This is a genomic window from Halarchaeum nitratireducens (assembly GCF_017874695.1).
GTDB lineage: Archaea > Halobacteriota > Halobacteria > Halobacteriales > Halobacteriaceae > Halarchaeum > Halarchaeum nitratireducens.
The window spans coordinates 83,605-99,288 of sequence record NZ_JAGIKY010000012.1 but is presented as its reverse complement, the minus strand read 5'-3'; the positions used below and the strand labels follow the sequence as shown (position 1 = coordinate 99,288).

The 15,684-nt window shown below is 68.9% G+C and carries 17 protein-coding genes and 1 tRNA gene; 10 read left to right on the top strand and 8 right to left on the bottom strand.

From position 1 onward, the window contains the following. Nucleotides 1–17: 17 nt before the first annotated feature. A complete protein-coding gene (locus J2754_RS12140) occupies nucleotides 18–494 on the bottom strand; it encodes a redoxin domain-containing protein (RefSeq protein WP_188878401.1) in 477 nt (158 codons plus the stop codon). A 94-nt stretch (nucleotides 495–588) separates the two neighbouring features. Between J2754_RS12140 and J2754_RS12135 the strand changes: the two genes are divergently transcribed. The 3 genes from J2754_RS12135 (at nucleotide 589) to J2754_RS12125 (ending at nucleotide 3,086) form a co-directional block, all read left to right on the top strand. Continuing rightward, a complete protein-coding gene (locus J2754_RS12135) occupies nucleotides 589–885 on the top strand; it encodes a Sec-independent protein translocase subunit TatA/TatB (protein WP_188878400.1) in 297 nt (98 codons plus the stop codon). Between the two features lie 57 nt (nucleotides 886–942). Beyond that, nucleotides 943–1,015: transfer RNA gene (locus tag J2754_RS12130), tRNA-Arg, on the top strand. 379 nt (nucleotides 1,016–1,394) lie between these two features. Continuing rightward, nucleotides 1,395–3,086: a polymer-forming cytoskeletal protein gene (locus J2754_RS12125; RefSeq protein ID WP_188878399.1), complete on the top strand. Its 1,692-nt coding sequence runs from the start codon at nucleotides 1,395–1,397 to the stop codon at nucleotides 3,084–3,086. Nucleotides 3,087–3,095: 9 nt separating this feature from the next. Here J2754_RS12125 and J2754_RS12120 read toward each other — a convergent pair whose 3' ends face one another. Genes J2754_RS12120 through J2754_RS12095 form a run of 6 tightly spaced genes read right to left on the bottom strand, consistent with a single transcriptional unit; the run spans nucleotide 3,096 to nucleotide 10,070 of the window. Continuing rightward, nucleotides 3,096–3,824, bottom strand: coding sequence for a DUF7289 family protein (locus J2754_RS12120; protein WP_211087579.1), 729 nt, complete (start codon nucleotides 3,822–3,824; stop codon nucleotides 3,096–3,098). Next, a complete protein-coding gene (locus tag J2754_RS12115) occupies nucleotides 3,817–4,272 on the bottom strand; it encodes a DUF7266 family protein (protein ID WP_188878397.1) in 456 nt (151 codons plus the stop codon). The genes J2754_RS12120 and J2754_RS12115 overlap by 8 nt, the downstream gene beginning before the upstream one ends. Then, entirely contained in the window at nucleotides 4,260–4,868 is a 609-nt protein-coding gene (locus J2754_RS12110) for a DUF7288 family protein (RefSeq protein WP_211087578.1), read from the bottom strand. The genes J2754_RS12115 and J2754_RS12110 overlap by 13 nt, the downstream gene beginning before the upstream one ends. Next, a complete protein-coding gene (locus J2754_RS12105) occupies nucleotides 4,865–5,281 on the bottom strand; it encodes a DUF7287 family protein (protein WP_211087577.1) in 417 nt (138 codons plus the stop codon). The genes J2754_RS12110 and J2754_RS12105 overlap by 4 nt, the downstream gene beginning before the upstream one ends. A 2-nt stretch (nucleotides 5,282–5,283) precedes the next feature. Continuing rightward, nucleotides 5,284–7,314, bottom strand: coding sequence for a type II secretion system F family protein (locus J2754_RS12100; RefSeq protein WP_211087576.1), 2,031 nt, complete (start codon nucleotides 7,312–7,314; stop codon nucleotides 5,284–5,286). Next, on the bottom strand, nucleotides 7,311–10,070 hold the full coding sequence (locus J2754_RS12095) for a type II/IV secretion system ATPase subunit (RefSeq protein WP_245333007.1): 2,760 nt from the start codon (nucleotides 10,068–10,070) through the stop codon (nucleotides 7,311–7,313). The genes J2754_RS12100 and J2754_RS12095 overlap by 4 nt, the downstream gene beginning before the upstream one ends. Before the next feature lie 105 nt (nucleotides 10,071–10,175). Between J2754_RS12095 and J2754_RS12090 the strand changes: the two genes are divergently transcribed. From J2754_RS12090 to J2754_RS12080, 3 genes are all read left to right on the top strand, one after another. Next, entirely contained in the window at nucleotides 10,176–10,574 is a 399-nt protein-coding gene (locus tag J2754_RS12090; RefSeq protein ID WP_211087575.1) for a CBS domain-containing protein, read from the top strand. Nucleotides 10,575–10,739: 165 nt separating this feature from the next. Next, a complete protein-coding gene (locus J2754_RS12085; protein WP_211087574.1) occupies nucleotides 10,740–11,135 on the top strand; it encodes an OsmC family protein in 396 nt (131 codons plus the stop codon). 75 nt (nucleotides 11,136–11,210) lie between these two features. Further along, nucleotides 11,211–11,654: a DUF5799 family protein gene (locus J2754_RS12080; protein WP_211087573.1), complete on the top strand. Its 444-nt coding sequence runs from the start codon at nucleotides 11,211–11,213 to the stop codon at nucleotides 11,652–11,654. 12 nt (nucleotides 11,655–11,666) lie between these two features. Here the strand turns inward: J2754_RS12080 and J2754_RS12075 are convergent, their stop codons facing one another. After that, on the bottom strand, nucleotides 11,667–11,816 hold the full coding sequence (locus tag J2754_RS12075) for a DUF7557 family protein (RefSeq protein ID WP_188878388.1): 150 nt from the start codon (nucleotides 11,814–11,816) through the stop codon (nucleotides 11,667–11,669). Between the two features lie 82 nt (nucleotides 11,817–11,898). Here J2754_RS12075 and J2754_RS12070 point away from each other — a divergent pair, with 82 nt between their 5' ends. From J2754_RS12070 to J2754_RS12055, 4 genes are read left to right on the top strand one after another with little or no spacing between them, the layout of a single operon-like run. Next, entirely contained in the window at nucleotides 11,899–12,198 is a 300-nt protein-coding gene (locus J2754_RS12070; protein ID WP_188878386.1) for a DUF5779 family protein, read from the top strand. 44 nt (nucleotides 12,199–12,242) lie between these two features. Beyond that, nucleotides 12,243–13,172 (top strand): 1,4-dihydroxy-2-naphthoate polyprenyltransferase, encoded by a 930-nt coding sequence (locus tag J2754_RS12065; protein WP_211087572.1) that lies wholly within the window; start codon nucleotides 12,243–12,245, stop codon nucleotides 13,170–13,172. Next, complete coding sequence (locus tag J2754_RS12060) at nucleotides 13,169–14,179, top strand: mandelate racemase/muconate lactonizing enzyme family protein (protein WP_211087571.1); 1,011 nt, start codon at nucleotides 13,169–13,171, stop codon at nucleotides 14,177–14,179. The genes J2754_RS12065 and J2754_RS12060 overlap by 4 nt, the downstream gene beginning before the upstream one ends. Beyond that, nucleotides 14,180–15,676, top strand: coding sequence for a class I adenylate-forming enzyme family protein (locus tag J2754_RS12055; protein ID WP_211087570.1), 1,497 nt, complete (start codon nucleotides 14,180–14,182; stop codon nucleotides 15,674–15,676). Nucleotides 15,677–15,684: the final 8 nt, after the last annotated feature.

The following is a 15,684-nucleotide window of genomic DNA, read 5'->3' as shown; positions in this document are numbered from 1 at the left end:
CGACACCGATGGGTGCGTTACGCGGCGTCGGCGGCCGCGTCCTCGACCTCGTCGTAGTCCGGCTCGACGCCGGGGTCGTCGGTCACCCACTTGTAGACGACCTCTCCGTCGGTGTCGACGACGAAGACGGAGCGCTTGGCGGCCGCGTAGCCGAAGCCCGCGAAGTCGTCGTCGACGACGTCGAAGGCCTCGATGGCCTCCTTATCGGAGTCGCTCACGAGGCCGAACGAGAGGTCGTTCTGCTCGCGGAACTCGTTGTTCGCGAAGGGCGTGTCGACGCTGACGCCGTAGACGGTCGCGCCGATGTCCTCGAACGCGTCGAGGTTGTCGCGGAACGTGCACATCTCGTCCGTACAGACGCCCGTGAACGCGCCGGGGTAGAAGGCGAGGACGAGCGGCTCGTCGCCGACCGCCTCGGAGAGGGTGAACGAGTCTACGTCGCCGTCGGCGAGCGGTGCCGTGAAGTCGGGTGCGTCGTCTCCAACGTCAACCATACGCGTCGTTTCGGACGCATCCGGTATGACGGTTGCGCTCTCGGCACAACGAGCAAAAGGCCTATAACCAGCAATTTGCTACGGTGTGGTAGAGATGGTCACCAGTACGCCACTGTTCCTGGGCGGCTTCCCCGGCGGGATGGAGTTGGCGCTCGTCCTGCTCATCGCGGTACTGCTCTTCGGTGCGAACAAGATCCCCAAGCTCGCACGCTCCACCGGGCAGGCGATGGGGGAGTTCCAGCGCGGCCGCGAGGAGATCGAGAACGAACTCGAAGAGGTCCGCGAGGGCGGTTCCACGACGGAGAGCGAGGCCGACATCAGCACGGACACCGACGTCGAGACGGAGTCCGTCGGCGCCGACGCCGAGAGCGCGTCGTCGAAGAACGCCTGAACGCCGCCACCTGAAGAGCAACCGTTTTTCATCCCCGGTCGCGTAGCCACCGCCGCGGGGCGTGTGGCCAAGCGGATACGGCGAGCGGTTCCTAACCGCTAGACCGCGGGTTCAAATCCCGCCACGCCCGTGCAGTGAGGAGCGAAGCGACGGTCGAACCGGCACGGTGGAATTTGAATCAGTGAGGTCGCGCGCAGCGGAGCGAACACGTCCGACCGTGGTTCGAATCCCGCCACGCCCGTTTTCACGACTGCGTCGGAAAACGGGGGTGGCTCCGCGAGACCTACGGTCTCGCTGAGTCTCCCCCCCTCGCTCACTACGTTCGCTCGCGAGACTCCCGTCACGCCCGCTATTCTGTCGAACGTCGTGGGACGAATAGCCGACGCGTCTGAGGTGTAAATCAACGAGTGGATCGACGCGATCCGCTCTCCGCGGAACGTCTCGTGGCCGACGGCTCGATGTCCGACGGCGCCAATAGGTTCATCCGTAACGAAGCGCTCACTAGGCGTATGAACGGCCCGCGACGGGCCCAGTCCGAGGTCGTCGGCGTCGTCCTCCTGCTGGGGTTGACGATCGTCGTCACGGGCGCGACCGTGGCGATCGGGAGCGACGCGATCGATTCGACCCAACAGCAGGTCGAGTCCACGAACGCCGAGAACGTGCTGTCGCACGTCGACGCGAAGGCCTCGCTCGTCGCCCTCGGTTCCGCCGAGAGCCAGTCGATCGACCTCCCGCGGACGGACGCCGATCGGTACGCGGTGAACCCGGACGCCGGATGGGTACGCGTGCGCTACGTGAACGGAACGGGCGACGAGAACCTGAACGAGACGATGCCGCTCGGCGCGGTGACGTACACGAACGACGACGCCGAGATCGCCTATCAGGGTGGTGGCGTCTGGCGCTCGCAAGGGAACGGGACGATGATGATCACGCCCCCCGAGATCCACTACGAGGACGGGACGCTGACGCTCCCGATCATCTCGATGAACGGGTCGGCGAACGGCGGCGGTTCGACGATGACGCTCACCCAGACCGGGGCGTCGACGGTCGTCTACCCGAACGCGAGTCGGGACTGGACGAACCCGCTGACCGAGGGGACGGTCTACGTCACGATCCAGAGCGACTACTACCGCGCGTGGGCGCGGTACTTCGAGTCGCGGACGCGAACCGACATCGACGTCGACGATTCGCGCCAGCAGGTGACGATGCGTCTCGTGGAGTCGACGAACAACCCGACCGTCGGTGGGGCGATCGTCTCGACCGCGGGCGACCACCTCCGCATTCAGAGCGGTGCGATCGTGGACAGCTACAACTCTTCCGTGGGGAACTACAGCGAGACCGCGGCGGAGAACACGTCCGTCATCACCGCCGGCTCCGTGAAGGTACAGGGGTCGGGGACCCGAGTCAAGGGCGATCTCGTCGCGGGCGGTGACGTCACCGTGCAGAGTGGTGCGCAGATCACGGGGGACCTCTCCTACGGCGGCGACCTGACGCTTCGAGGGAGCGACCCGGTCGGTGGCACGGTCTCCGGTGACGTCTCGATCCCGTCGCTCAGTTCGGCGGACGGTATGATCAACGCCAAGCGAGACACCCTCCGGAACGACTCGGTGAACGATAACGACGCCGCGGACGACATCGACGCCAGTACCGACTCCCTCCGCGACGGCCAGACCTCGTGGGAGCTCGACGCCGGTCGCTACTACCTCTCCGACCTCGTGTTGAAGCAGGACGAGCAGCTCACGCTCGACACGACCGACGGGAACATCGAGCTCGTCGTCGACGGCCGGTTGAAGCTCAAGGGCGACTCCGACGTCACGGTCGAGGGGGAGGGGCGCGTCAACGTATACACGAACGGTCCGCTGCGCGTACAGAGCGACGCGAGGATGGTCGTTCCGGATCAGAACGCCCCCCAGCTCTGGGTGTACATGAAGTCGCACGAGCAGGCGAAGATTCAGGGGCACGGCGTCTTCGTCGGGGTCATCTACGGTCCGTCGTCGGGACCGAATCCGGGGGTGTCGGTCCGCGTCCAGAGTACGGCTGACGTCTACGGCGGGATCGTCGGCTACGTCGACCACACCCAGGGATCGGGGAACATCCACTACGACGAGGCGCTCCGCGGCGAGAACGTCTTCGACACCGAGTACGTGGCGACGATCAACTACCTCCACGTCACGAACCAGACCGTGAACGTCTCGACGTGAAGCGCGCCGCTAGCGGAACGTGACGTCGATGTCCGTCTCGGAGACGACGACGGACTCCGTGTCGACGGTGCACGTGAGCTCGGTCCGGCCGTCGCCCACGTTCGTCTCCGTGCAGTCTTCGACGCGCGCTTCGTCCGTGAAGTACCGCCGCCACGGCGCCGGGCGCGGCGTCGTGAGCGTGACGTTCGCGCTGCCCCCGGCATCGTGGATCCGAGTGGCACGGTCGTTGGCCGCGACGCGGACGAAGACGCGCGTCTGCCCGCCGACCGTCGTCGGGTCGCTGAACTCCGTGTCCACGACAGGGACGAGCGAGCGTTCGCCGAACCGGAAGTCGGGCTCTTCGAGCATCGCGGCGCCGCCGTCGGGTTCGACGCGAATGACGGCACCGTGGGCGTAGACGAGTTTCGCCCCGCCCTCCGACGTGTACACGACGGGTCTGACGGTCGTGTTCGACGCCGTCCCGGCTCCCGAGACGTTGATCGAGACGCGGTCACCGGGACCGAGACGGGCGTTCGAGAGGCGGATCTCGGTCATCCGCGACGGTGCGCCCCGATACCGGACGTCGTTCGTGTTCGACTGAAGGACGGCCAACGCCTGCTCCGCGTTCGAGACGCGCTCCGCGTCCCGCGTGTCTTGGAGCGTCGTGACCCCCGTCGTGTAGACGACGCCGACGCTGGTGAGGATGAGCGAGATGATGAGGACGTATCCGACGACGTCGCTGACGGCGCGCTCAGTCATCCGCCACCACCAGCGTCCCGTTCCCGTCGGTGCGGACCCGGATGGGGCCGCCCGCGCGAGTCGTGTTCTCCACGTCCGTCTCGATCGGCACGCGGCTGATCACGGAGATGTCGGACTGGGGTTCGACCAGACGGATCTCGACCGTCGATCCGTAGTCGGTGACGGAGACCCGGTAGGAGCGCCCGGCGACGCGCCGCGGGAAGTCGGACGTCACGGCGACCCGGCTCCCGCCGCCCTCGGCGGCGCGCGCGAGGCGGTCGGCGGTGGCGAGGTCGGCCGCGACGCGCTCCTCGATCACGGTGAGTTCGGTCCGGACCGCGCGGTCTCGCTGATCGGTGATTAGCCCCGAGGCGGCGACGAGGAGGCCGGTGACGAGCAGGAGCGCGACGGCGAGGTTCAACACGTAGCCGACGGCGGTCGAGACGCCGCGGCGGTCTACATCCGCCACGCGACCACCTCCACGGAGACGGTCGTGTGCACCGGCGACCCGCGCGCCGTGTCGTTGTTGGCGAAGTACACCGGGTCGGAGACGGTCCGTCCCGACGAGCCGTTCGGACCGACGAGGCGGTCGTGGTCGTAGAGGGTGACGACGCGGGTCGCCGTCACGGCGTTCGACGTCGGACGCCCGTTGTAGACGAACTGCTGTCGCACGCGATCCCCGTCGGGGTCGACGTAGACGAACCGGACGTTGTACGCGATCCCCGTCCCGGCGAACGTCTCGTTCAACCGCGAGAGGAATCCGAGCTCGTCGACGGGACCCTCGCTCGTGTAGTAGGGTTCGGGGTCGGCACCGTAGAAGCCGGCCGTCGTCTCGTTCGTCGCGTTCCAGTACCGGACCGCGCGCCGGAGCTCGCCGTCGTCGCTCGTGGCGAGGACGCCCTGCGCCGCGGCGCGCTCCTGTGCCTGGATGTACTGATTCGACGTCGAGGCCGTCAGCGGCGTCACCGCCGTCATCTGGAGCGCGAGGAGCATGCTCATCACGACGAGGAGCGCCGCCGCCACCCCTTCGAGCGTGTGCGCCTGCCCCCGATCGGTTCCGCTCACCACACTCGCACCTCGAGTTCGGCGTGCTCGCCGTCGACGGTCACGACCCGCCACGCGACGGACGTATCGGCGTTCGGTGAGACAGACGGGCCGCGCGACGCGACGACGCCGCTGGCGTTCGTGACGGTCACGTTCACGGACACCGTCCCCGGCGCGCTCAGCGTCGCGTTCGTCAGCCTCGCGTCGACGTCACCGCCCAACGCGTACGGCTCGTCCGGAGCGGCGAGTTCGTCCTGTACGAGGTCGTTGGCGATCCGGTCTGCGACCGTCGAGGTGGCGACGTTCCCGCCGGCGAACGGGCTCAACAGCCCCGGCGCGGTGGCGAAGACGAGGACCAGCGTCACGAGGAAGACGCTCGTTCCGATCGTGAAATCGAGCGTCGTCTGCGCGCGGTCTCGGGTGTTCCGTGCCATCGTCAGATGAACGCGAAGACGAGCAACGCCACGGTCGGCAGGACGATGGCGAACTTCACGCCCGAGAGGAGGTCGGCGTCGCGGATGTATCCCGCGATGAACCCGGAGAGGATGCCCTGAATCGTCACCGCGTGGAAGAACATCATGTTCATCATCTGGATGTCGATGTTCGCGCCGAAGCTCATGCTCCCGCCGCCCGCGCTGCTCGACGCGCCGCCGCTGGCCTGCGTGGCGAGCCCCGCCATCACGTCGAGGAACTTCACCTTCAGGATCGCCATGACGGCCAGCAGGGTGAGGTACGTCATCATGATGATGACGATCTGCATCCGGGTGCGGGACTTGCGCTCGCGTTCGAGGTCGTCCTGCGTCTCGGAAGCCTGCGCGGCCGTCGTGAGCACTGCGGAGATCTGACTGGACGCCTCCTGGGCCTTGCTGACGAGCTTGAGGGTGCGCGCGAGGCGGGGGATGTGGTACTTGTTGTTGAATTCGACGAGCGCGTCGCGCAGGCTCGTCCCGTAGTTCACCTTCGCGTGGATGACCCGGAACTCCTCGGCGAGCTTCCCCGAGGACGTCTCGGAGACCGTCTGGATAGATTCGAGGAGGGTGAGGCCGGTGTCGTTCGCAGAGGAGAGCTTTCGGAGGTCGTCCGAGAGGTTGTTGACGACGCGTCGACGCGAGCGGAGGTTCCACATCCGGAAGACCGCGAGCGGGAGAAAGACGATGTACAGCGGCACGTAGACCCACACGAACGTCCCCGCGATCGGGTTGGCCTCCATCCGGGCGAGACTCGTCGGCGCGGTTCCCTGCGCGACGGCGAGCCCGAGGATGACGAGCGCGACCGGGACCGTGAGACCGAGCGTGTAGAGCGGGTGGCGCTTGAAGAACAGGTGGGGATGCGTGAGGAGCCACTTCGCCTCGTGGGTCCCCTCGCGGCTGTAGATGCGCTCGAAGAGCCTGCCGTTCCCGCGGAAGCGTTCGATGAGGCCGAGGTTGAAGAGCCCGGGTTCGCGGCTCGTCGAGGCGGCGTCGCCCTCCTCTCCCTCGTTGAGACGGAGGTAGCCGTCGCCGGGTTCGTCCTCCTTCACCGTCGAGACGAGGACGAGGAAGCCGACGCCGACCAGCGGGATGAGCGCGTACACCGTCCCGTAGAGGAGCGTCGTCTTCGAGTCCCCCATCATGCTCATGATCACGAGGATGATGATGAGGAGGAGCGGGAACAGCGAGAGCGTCATGTACATCTCGCCGAAGAGCTCCAGGGTGTCCAGGGTGAGCTCCTGTTCCTGTTTCGCCGTCCGCATGTGCTTGTCCTTCTTATCGGAGAGGAAGTCCGTCATGTCGCCCCCGCTGTTGACGATGGAGAGCATGTCCGTGAGGAACTGTCCGAGTTCGTCCGACGGCGTCTCCATCGAGCGGTTGCGCACCGCGCTTCGGTAGTCCGTATCGAAGTATTCGGTCTCCTGGACGATGCTGCGGAACTCGAGGGCGACTTCGCCGTACGTGTCGTCCGCCTTCGCCATCGCGGAGAGGATCTCCAGTTGGTTCATCCCTCCCATCGAGAGGGCGTACATGAACGCGATGGCGTCCGGGAGCAGCATGTTGATCTCGCGTTTGCGCTCGCCGGCCTGCATGTACGGGACGCCGACGAGGCCGCCGAACCCCGCGGCGAACCCGATCGAGCCGAAGAAGATCCCGGTCAAGAGCACCAGCGCCGGGACCTTGATCGCGTTGATGACCGCGAGCAGCGCGTCGTTGGCGACGTAGAGGCCGATGATCGTCTCCGTGTTGATCACCGTCACGAACAGCACCCAGCCGAGCAGCGTCCCCACGATCCAAAAGAGACCCCCGACGATCGCGCCGACGCCGAGCGCGCGCGAGAGGAACAACTCGACGGTCTCGTCGCGGCGCGCCTCGGCGAGCGTCGTCTCGACGCTGGCGACGAAGTCGCTCGAATCGTCGAACAGCCACTGATAGAGCGGGAAGAAGGCGTCGCCGAGCGCGTCCGACGAACTGTAGCTCGCGTCGCCGAGGCTCATGCGTCCGACGCCCCGGTATCCGTGTCGTCCGTCTCGTCGCCCGTCACGCCGTCAGCGGCCGAGGGCTCGCCGCCGTCCGCTTCGGCGTCGCGTGATCCCGCCGCCTCCTCACTGGCGGCCTCGATTGTCGGCGTGTCGCCGCTGTCGTCGACGACGAGGTCCTCGTCGGCGGCGCTCGCCGCCGCCTCCGAGAGCGCGAAGCTGATGTCCGGGGCCTCCTCGCCGCGGTACTCTTCGAAGAGGCCGTCCTCCGCGCGCGCAAGGATCTCCCCGGCCTCCTCGTAGACGTCCTCGGTCGGGTCGGGACGGGGAACCATCTCCTCTTTCTCCGGGTCGACGTCGATGAGGACGGACTCCATCCCGCGCAGGTCATCGAGGCTCGCCGTGAGCGCGTCGTTCGCCAGCAGCGTCAGAATAGTGTCGGGATCCGCGATGTACGCCTGAAGCGTCGCCGCGACCTGCGTGTAGTCGCTGAGCCCGTTGCGGACGAGGTAGGCGAGGACGACCTGTCGCTCGAAGACCTCGCGTTCGAGGCGATCGCGCGACCAGCCGCGGTCGAACTGGATCTCGTCGAGGGTGTTCGAGTCCGTGAGCTGGCGGAACTCGTCGCCCTCCGGTTCCCACTGGAAGACGTCGCTGACGTTGATCTCGTCGTTCTCGGCGTCGTAGCGGTTGATCTCCGTGATGTTCCGGTTCCGGCGGACCTTCCGGCCGTTCACGCGGGTCTGCGCCTGAATGGAGACGAGATCGAGGGCGGTGAACAGCGTCTTCGAGACGTTGATCGGCTCCGTCGTGAAGCGCTTGAGCACCTCCCCGACGTTGTCCGCGTGGAAGGTCGTGTACGTCGTGTGGCCGGTGCTCATCACCTGGAAGAGCGTCCGGCCCTCCTCCCCGCGCACCTCGCCCATGACGATGTAGTCGGGCCGCTGGCGGAGCGCGGCCTCCAGCAGATCGAACTCGTCGATGTCGCCCTTCTCGTCCTCGCCGAAGCTCGGACGGGTCACCGACGCGACCCAGTTGCGCTGCGGGAGCTCGACCTCCCGGGTGTCCTCGATGGAGACGATCTTCGCGTTGGACGGGATGAACAGCGACACGGCGTTCAGGCTCGTCGTCTTCCCCGACGCCGTCCCGCCCGCGAAGATGAGGCTCTTGTTGTTCTCGATGCAGAGCCAGAGGAACGCCATCTCCTCCAGGGAGAAGGTCTTCCAGTTGATGAGGTCCACCGGCGTGAACGGGACGTCCTTGAACTGCCGGATGGTGTAGTTCGTCCCGTGGTCGCTGACCTCCTGCCCGAGCGTGAGCTGGGCGCGCGAGCCGTCGGGGAGCGTCGCGTCCACCTGCGGTTGGCGCTTACTGATCCCCTTCCCGGAGCGCTGGGCGAGCTTCACGACGAAGTCGTCGAGGCTCTCCTTGCCGTGGTAGACGTTCGTGATCAGCTGCTCGTAGTCGGAGTGGTACGCGAACACCGGGGAGTTGTAGCCGTCACAGGAGATGTCCTCGACGTTCACGTCGTGTTTGATGCCGTCGATGCGCTCGTAGCCGATGAAGTCGCGCTTGAGGTAGTAGAGGAGCTTCTCCACTTGGTACTGCGTGAGGGTGTCCGTGTCCTCCGCGAGCACCGCGGGCTCGGGACGCGCCGCGATGCCGTCGAGCGCCGCCGGGACCTCCGAGCCGTCTCCCTCGTCGCCCGTTTCCGCGTCGCCCTCACCGCCGCTCAACAGCCCCTTCACGCGCTCCAGCGGCGAGGCGTCCTCGTCGCCGTCGAGGGCGTCCCGGAGCCGATCGGCCGCCGAGCGGGAGTCGTCGTCGCTCCCGTCGCCGTCCGCGTTCGACGCCGATCCGTCGCTCGTGCCGTCACCGTCCGCCTCGTCGTCCGCATTCGCCGTCGTTTCGTCGACCTCGGAGCCCGTCGAATCGCCGCCGTCCGTTACGCTCGGCGCGGTGTCGTCGGCGTTCTCTCCGCGATCGACGAGCGAGCGAAGCCGCTCGGTGACCGGCACGTCGTCGGTCGCGTCGCCCTGCCCCGTGAGCGTCTCGACGAGCGAGCGAAGCCGCTCGGCCGCCGACGGGCCCCCGCGCGTCTCGGCGTAGATGTCGTATCGTTCGAGCAGGTCGCGGGTCTCGCGCTCGATGACCGCGCGGCGCTCGTCCATCGTCCCCTCCGCCGCGACGTCGCCGCTCGAATACTTGATCGCGGTGCGGAGCTTCCCCGTCAGGAACTCTTGGAGGTCGTCCTCGATCGCGTTCCGGTACGGCTCGACGAGGTAGTACTTCATCTCGTTCTCCTTATCGGAGTGGAAGAGGACGACGAACGCGTACGGCTTGTTGACCCAGTAGCGCTCGACCTCCGAGAAGTGGGTCTTCTTCGGCGTCGCGACGGCCTTCTCCAGGTCGTAGCGGTTGGCCATCGTCGTGTTGCCGTGGACGTCGGAGAAGAACGCGTCCTCGTCGACTTCGGCCTCGACGTCGATCGTCCGCTCGTCGACGACCGACTCGATCGCGGTCGCGGCGTCGGCCCCGCGCGCGAGGACGTCTTCGAGGTCGTCGCGCTCGAACCCGAGGTAGTCCGCGGGGTCGAGCGCCCCCTCGGCCTCGTCCTCGTCGCGGTGTTCGGCTTCGAAATCCGCCCACGTGTACTCGTCCTTGGCGACGCGTGGGCCGTCGTCCGCCGCCGGTGTGGTGGTCGCACCGTCGACGTCGTCGGTCGGGCCCCCCGCGCTCCCGACCGCCGCGTCGTCGGCGTCGTCCGTGGACATCATGCAACGTTCGGCAATCTACTTGAAAAACGTTTGTGGCCGACTCACCGCGCGATCGGATCCGCTTCGATAGCACTTAACTCGCGGGCGTCCGATGACGAGTGCATGGAAGACGTCTTCATCGCACGCCTGATGACGGCCGGAGCGACGACCGTCACCCCGGAGACCTCCGTCGAGGAGGCCGCGCAAGTGATGCTCGATCAGGGGATCGGCTCCGTCGTCGTCGTCGACGAGGAGGGACGGCTCGCGGGGATCCTGACGACGACTGACTTCGTCCGCATCGTCGCGGAGCGCCAGCCGAAAGACGAGTCGACCGTCGCCGAGTTCATGACCACGGACGTCGTGACGGCGAGCGCACAGGACGTCGTGACCGACGTCGCGGAAAAGCTGCTCGAACACCGGATCCACCACATCCCGGTCGTGACCGACGACGACCACATCATCGGCATCGCGACGACCACGGATCTCACCTCCTACGTCACGTCGCTCGAAGAGTACGAATAGCGACCCGCGGCCCCACGAGCACGACGCCGTCGTCGGTTCTCGCGGCGTTCGATCCCGACGCGGAGCGTCGCCGACGCCGCGCGGGGCGTGCCCCGTACCGGGTGCGTCGACACGAGCGGGACGGGGACAACGCTTAGGCGGGGGGCACGCGTCCGATCCGACACCATGGCCGACCTCGAAACCACGACCGTCTCGACCGAGGGACACGTCGCGTCGTCCCGACTCGGCGACTTCCGCCTCACCACCGGCGCGGACGGCGACGCCGGCCCGAACCCGAGCGCCGTCCTCCTCGCGGACTACGCCGCCTGCTACGTCTCCGCGCTGCGCGTCGCGGCCGCGGACGCGGGCCACGACGACCTCGGGGAGATCCGCATCGAAGCCGAAGCGGACCGAGCGGACGGGGTGCTCGACGCGATCCGCTTCGACGTCGCCGTCGAGGCCGCCATCGACGCGACGGACGCGAACGCGCTCGCAGCGGACGCCCTCGACGCGAGTCACGTCGGCGCGGCGCTTCGTGAGGGCCTCCGCGCCGACGTCTCCGTCGAAACGGACGCCGTCTGAGCGCGGGATCGTAGCCGCGGCCGGCGGTTCTCCCGCAGGGCAAGAGACAAACCACCCACGGTCGTATCGTGAAGTATGGCAGATTGGAAGGACCGCGTCGTCGGCGAGCGCATGAGCGTCGACGACGAGTTCGGCGAGCAAGTCGAGGCGTCCTCGTTCTCACGCCAGCAGTGGGGCCTCATCATGACGGCAGTCAATTTCCGCATCGAGAACCCGGACGATCCGGAGACGGCGCGTCTCACGGTCGACACCGGGAAACTCCCGCAGGTGATGCCCGAGATCGACAACGTCGAGAAGCAGATGGCGTCGATGGGCGCCGGCGGAAGCGGGAGCACGTCCTCCGGCGAGGGGTTCCTCGGCGGCGTCAAGCGCGCACTCGGCTTCGGCGGGGGCGACGAGGACGAGCGCTACGAGGAGGCCGAGACCCTCGTCCGCGAGTACGCGTCGCTCCTCCAAGAGCGCCTCGAAGAGAACGGTCGGTGGGCGGAAGCCTGCCGCGTCGCCGCTAGCGACGAGTAACGCGCGCTCGGCTTATTCGACGTCGCCGCCGTGGAAGATCGTCAGCTCCTCGGCCTCGTAGATGTCGATCAGTTCGTTCACGATCTCGTCGTACGACTCGTCCTCGGTGCGGAGGCCATCGAGGCGCTCGATGGTCTCCTCGTCGAAATGCACTTTCGGCATACACCGACCGACGTGGGCGAGGGGGATAAATAGACGGGCTCCGCCGCGAAGCTTTGAGGTGACTGGCCGCGACAGTAGCCGTATGAGCGACGGCTTCGGTCTCGACTTGCGGAACGCGGAGGACCAGATCGACGAGTGGGACGTCGAGGGCGGGGCGGACGACGTCGTCCTCGGGGTGCTGAACGGCGAGACGCCCGACGCGGAGTGGTTGGCGGCGCTCGAGGCCGGCCGCGTGCTCGTCCTCGCCGTCGACGGCGACCTCAACGACCTCGCGGCGGGGTTCGCGGGCCCGGCGAAGGACGCGGGCGCGACCCTGATGCACTTTCGGGGCTTCCTCGTCGCCACGCCGCCGGGGGTCTCGCTCGACACCACGCGGCTGTAGGTCGTTCCGCAGTCGCTTTCACGCTCCCGCCCGAACGCGGGCGTATGAGTGACGAAGCGGTCTCGCGGCGGCGCGCGTGGCTGATGGCGGCGCGCCCGCACACCTTCCCGGCCGGGATCTCGCCGGTCGTGGTCGGCGTCGGCGTCGCGTACGCGCTCGGCGTCTTCGCGGCGCTGCCGGCGCTCGCGGCGCTGGTCGGCGCGCTGCTCATCCAGATCGGCGCGAACTTCGCCAACGACTACTACGACGCGATCAACGGCGCGGACACCGAGGAGCGCGAGGGGTTCACTCGCGTCACCCAGTCCGGGCTCATCGAACCGGGATCGGTCAAGCGCGCGATGTACCTCGCCTTCCTCGCCGCGACGGTCGTCGGGTGCTACCTCGTCTCCGTCGGCGGCCTCCCGATCGTCGTCGTCGGCCTCGCCAGCATCGTCGCGGCCGTCGCCTACACGGGCGGTCCGTTCCCCTTCGGCTACCACGGCCTCGGCGACGTCTTCGTCTTCCTGTTCTTCGGCGTGATCGCCGTCGTCGGCACCGTCTACGTGCAGGCCGCGGCGTACGCGCCCGCGTTCCCGCTGACGCCCCCGCCCGGCACGCTCCCGATCGCGGCGGTCGTCGCCAGCGTCGGCGTCGCCTGCATCTCCACCGCCATCCTCGTCGTGAACAACCTCCGCGACATGGAGACCGACCGCGAGACGGGCAAGTACACTCTCGCCGTCTACATCGGCTACACGTGGAGTCGCGTCGAGTACGTCGCGCTCCTCGGCGTCGCCTACCTCGTCCCGTGTTGGTTCGTGGCGAACGGGTTCGGCCTCGGCACCCTCCTCCCGTGGCTCTCGATCCCGCTCGCCGCCTCGGTCGCCCGAACGGTCTGTCGACGCACCGACGCCGACCACCTCGATCCGGCGCTCACCCGGACGGGTCAGGCGCTCGCGCTCTACTCGGTGCTGTTCGCCGTCGGGATCGCGCTGTGAACGTCGAGCCCTTCTCCCTGCCGCTCGCGGACCCCGTCGACACCGCGCGCGGGACGGTGAGCGAGCGCCGCGGCTTCCTCGTGACGGTCGAGCGCGACGGCGAGACCGGCGTCGGCGAGGCGACGCCGCTCCCCGGGTGGACGGAGTCGCGCGAGGCCTGTCGGTCGGCGCTCGAACGCGCCGCCGCGACGGACGCGAGAGACGAGGCGCTCGCGGCCTGTGAGGGGGCGCCCGCGGCCCGCCACGGCGTCTCGCTCGCGTTCGCCGACGCCGCGGCGCGCGCCCGCGAGCGTCCGCTCTACCGACAGCTCGGGGCGGACGGACGCGTCGAGCGCGTTCCGGTCAACGCGACGGTCGGCGACGCCGACCCGGCGACGACCGCCGCGCGCGTCCGCGGCGTCCTCGACGACGGCTTCCGGACGGCGAAGCTGAAGGTCGGCGCGCGGTCGCTCGCCGACGACATCGCCCGCCTCGACGCGGTGCGCGCGGCCGCCCCCGACGCCGCGTTGCGCGTCGACGCGAACGGCGCCTGGGACGTCGGGACGGCGCGGCGCGCGCTCGACGCCGTCGGCGACGTCGAGTACGTCGAACAGCCGCTCGCGGCCCCGTCGCTCGACGAACACGCCGCCCTCCGCGACCGCGGACGGATCGCGCTCGACGAGTCGGTCGCGGCGGCCGGCGTCGACGAAGTGGTGGCCACCGACGCGGCGGACGTCGTCGTCCTGAAGCCGATGGCGCTCGGCGGCGTGGATCGAACGGTCGACGCGGGTCGGAGAGCGCGCGCGGCGGGCGTCGAGCCCGTGGTGACGACGGCCTTCGACGCCGTGTACGCGCGGACGGCGGCGGTCCACGCCGCGGCGGTCCTCGCCCCGCTTCCGGCGTGCGGGCTGGCGACGGGCGACGCGCTCGCTCGGGACCTCGCCGCCGATCCCGCGCCCGTCGCCGACGGTGCGATCGCCGTCCCACAGGGAAAGGGCAATGGCGTCGCCGGGCCTCACGTCGAGTAGATGCGCGACCTCCTCGCCACGCGGGCGCGGGCGTCCCCCGGCGACGCCGCGCTCGTCGACGACGCCAGCGGGCGCGAGTGGACGTACGCCGCGCTCGACGCGGCGGTCGACCGAACGGCGGGCCGACTCGCCGCGCTCGGCGTGACGCGCGGCGACCACGTCGGCGTGCTGATGGAGACGCGGCCGGCGTTCGTCCGTCTCGTCTTCGCCGTACAGCGCCTCGGCGCGACGCTCGTCCCGCTGAACGCGCGCCTCTCGCCGAGCGAACTGGAGACCCAGCGCGAGCGGGCGGACCTCGTGTTGCTCGTCTGCGAGGACGACACGGCGTCGGACGCCCGCGCCGCGTCCGGCCCGGTCCCGGTCGCCGCCGTCGACGACCCCGACGCCCCGGACGTCCGCGCCCTCGACGAGTGCGTCCCCGACACCGTCGCTCCCGCGGAGTGGGGGCTAGAGGATACCCTCGCGCTCCTCTACACGTCGGGGACGACCGGCGACCCCAAGCCTGTGACGCTGACGTTCGGGAACGTCGTCGCCGCGGCGGGCGCGAGCGCGTTCGTGCTCGGCGTCCTCCCCGACGACCGCTGGCTCTGCTGTCTCTCGATGTACCACATGGGCGGGCTCTCGATCCCCCTGCGGTGCGCGCTCTACGGGACGACGTGCGTCCTCCAGCGCGGCTTCGACGCCGAGGAGACGGCGCGCGCACTCGACGAGCACGACTGCACGGGCGTCTCCGTCGTGCCGACGATGCTCGATCGACTGCTCCGGGCGGACCGCACGCTCCCCGACTCCCTTCGGTTCGTCCTCTGCGGGGGCGCGCCGACGCCGACGGACCTCGTCGCGGCCAGCGAGGACGCGGGCGTGCCGATCCACCCCTCGTACGGCATGACGGAGACGACCTCGCAGATCGCCACCGCGCGCCCCGCGGAGTCGTACGCGAACCCCGAGACGGTCGGCCGACCGCTCTTCGGGACGACGGTGACGGTCGTCGACGACGCGGGAGACCCGATCCCGGCGGGCGAGACGGGGGAGCTCTGCGTGGCCGGCCCGACCGTCACGCCGGGCTACTACGACGCGCCGGCGGCGAACGAGGCGGCGTTCGGACCGCACGGTCTCCGCACGGGCGACGTCGGCTACCGCGACGACGCGGGGCGGATCTACGTGCTCAATCGCCGCTCGGATCGGATCATCACCGGCGGTGAGAACGTCGATCCCGGCCGGGTCGCGGAGGTGGTCCGATCGCACCCGGGGGTCCGCGACGTCGCCGTCGTCGGCGTCGACGATCCCGAGTGGGGCGAGCGCGTCGCCGCGCTCGTCGTCCCGGAGGACCGGGCGACCCTCGAACGCGACGCCCTCGAAGCGCACTGGGCGGACCGGCTCGCGGGCTTCGCGCACCCGCGAACGGTCGTCTTCGTCGACGCCCTCCCGCGGACCGCCTCCGGGACGGTCGATCGCGCGGCGGCGCGCGAGCGCGTCGTCGCCGCGGCCGACGACCTTTAAGCCGATCG

What these genes read in the sequence shown, in the direction of transcription:
- J2754_RS12140 (WP_188878401.1), bottom strand. Translation starts at nt 494, where the DNA reads ATGGTTGACGTTGGAGACGACGCACCCGACTTCACGGCACCGCTCGCC.
- J2754_RS12135 (WP_188878400.1), top strand. Translation starts at nt 589, where the DNA reads ATGGTCACCAGTACGCCACTGTTCCTGGGCGGCTTCCCCGGCGGGATG.
- J2754_RS12125 (WP_188878399.1), top strand. Translation starts at nt 1,395, where the DNA reads ATGAACGGCCCGCGACGGGCCCAGTCCGAGGTCGTCGGCGTCGTCCTC.
- J2754_RS12120 (WP_211087579.1), bottom strand. Translation starts at nt 3,824, where the DNA reads ATGACTGAGCGCGCCGTCAGCGACGTCGTCGGATACGTCCTCATCATC.
- J2754_RS12105 (WP_211087577.1), bottom strand. Translation starts at nt 5,281, where the DNA reads ATGGCACGGAACACCCGAGACCGCGCGCAGACGACGCTCGATTTCACG.
- J2754_RS12100 (WP_211087576.1), bottom strand. Translation starts at nt 7,314, where the DNA reads ATGAGCCTCGGCGACGCGAGCTACAGTTCGTCGGACGCGCTCGGCGAC.
- J2754_RS12095 (WP_245333007.1), bottom strand. Translation starts at nt 10,070, where the DNA reads ATGTCCACGGACGACGCCGACGACGCGGCGGTCGGGAGCGCGGGGGGC.
- J2754_RS12090 (WP_211087575.1), top strand. Translation starts at nt 10,176, where the DNA reads ATGGAAGACGTCTTCATCGCACGCCTGATGACGGCCGGAGCGACGACC.
- J2754_RS12085 (WP_211087574.1), top strand. Translation starts at nt 10,740, where the DNA reads ATGGCCGACCTCGAAACCACGACCGTCTCGACCGAGGGACACGTCGCG.
- J2754_RS12080 (WP_211087573.1), top strand. Translation starts at nt 11,211, where the DNA reads ATGGCAGATTGGAAGGACCGCGTCGTCGGCGAGCGCATGAGCGTCGAC.
- J2754_RS12075 (WP_188878388.1), bottom strand. Translation starts at nt 11,816, where the DNA reads ATGCCGAAAGTGCATTTCGACGAGGAGACCATCGAGCGCCTCGATGGC.
- J2754_RS12070 (WP_188878386.1), top strand. Translation starts at nt 11,899, where the DNA reads ATGAGCGACGGCTTCGGTCTCGACTTGCGGAACGCGGAGGACCAGATC.
- J2754_RS12065 (WP_211087572.1), top strand. Translation starts at nt 12,243, where the DNA reads ATGAGTGACGAAGCGGTCTCGCGGCGGCGCGCGTGGCTGATGGCGGCG.
- J2754_RS12055 (WP_211087570.1), top strand. Translation starts at nt 14,180, where the DNA reads ATGCGCGACCTCCTCGCCACGCGGGCGCGGGCGTCCCCCGGCGACGCC.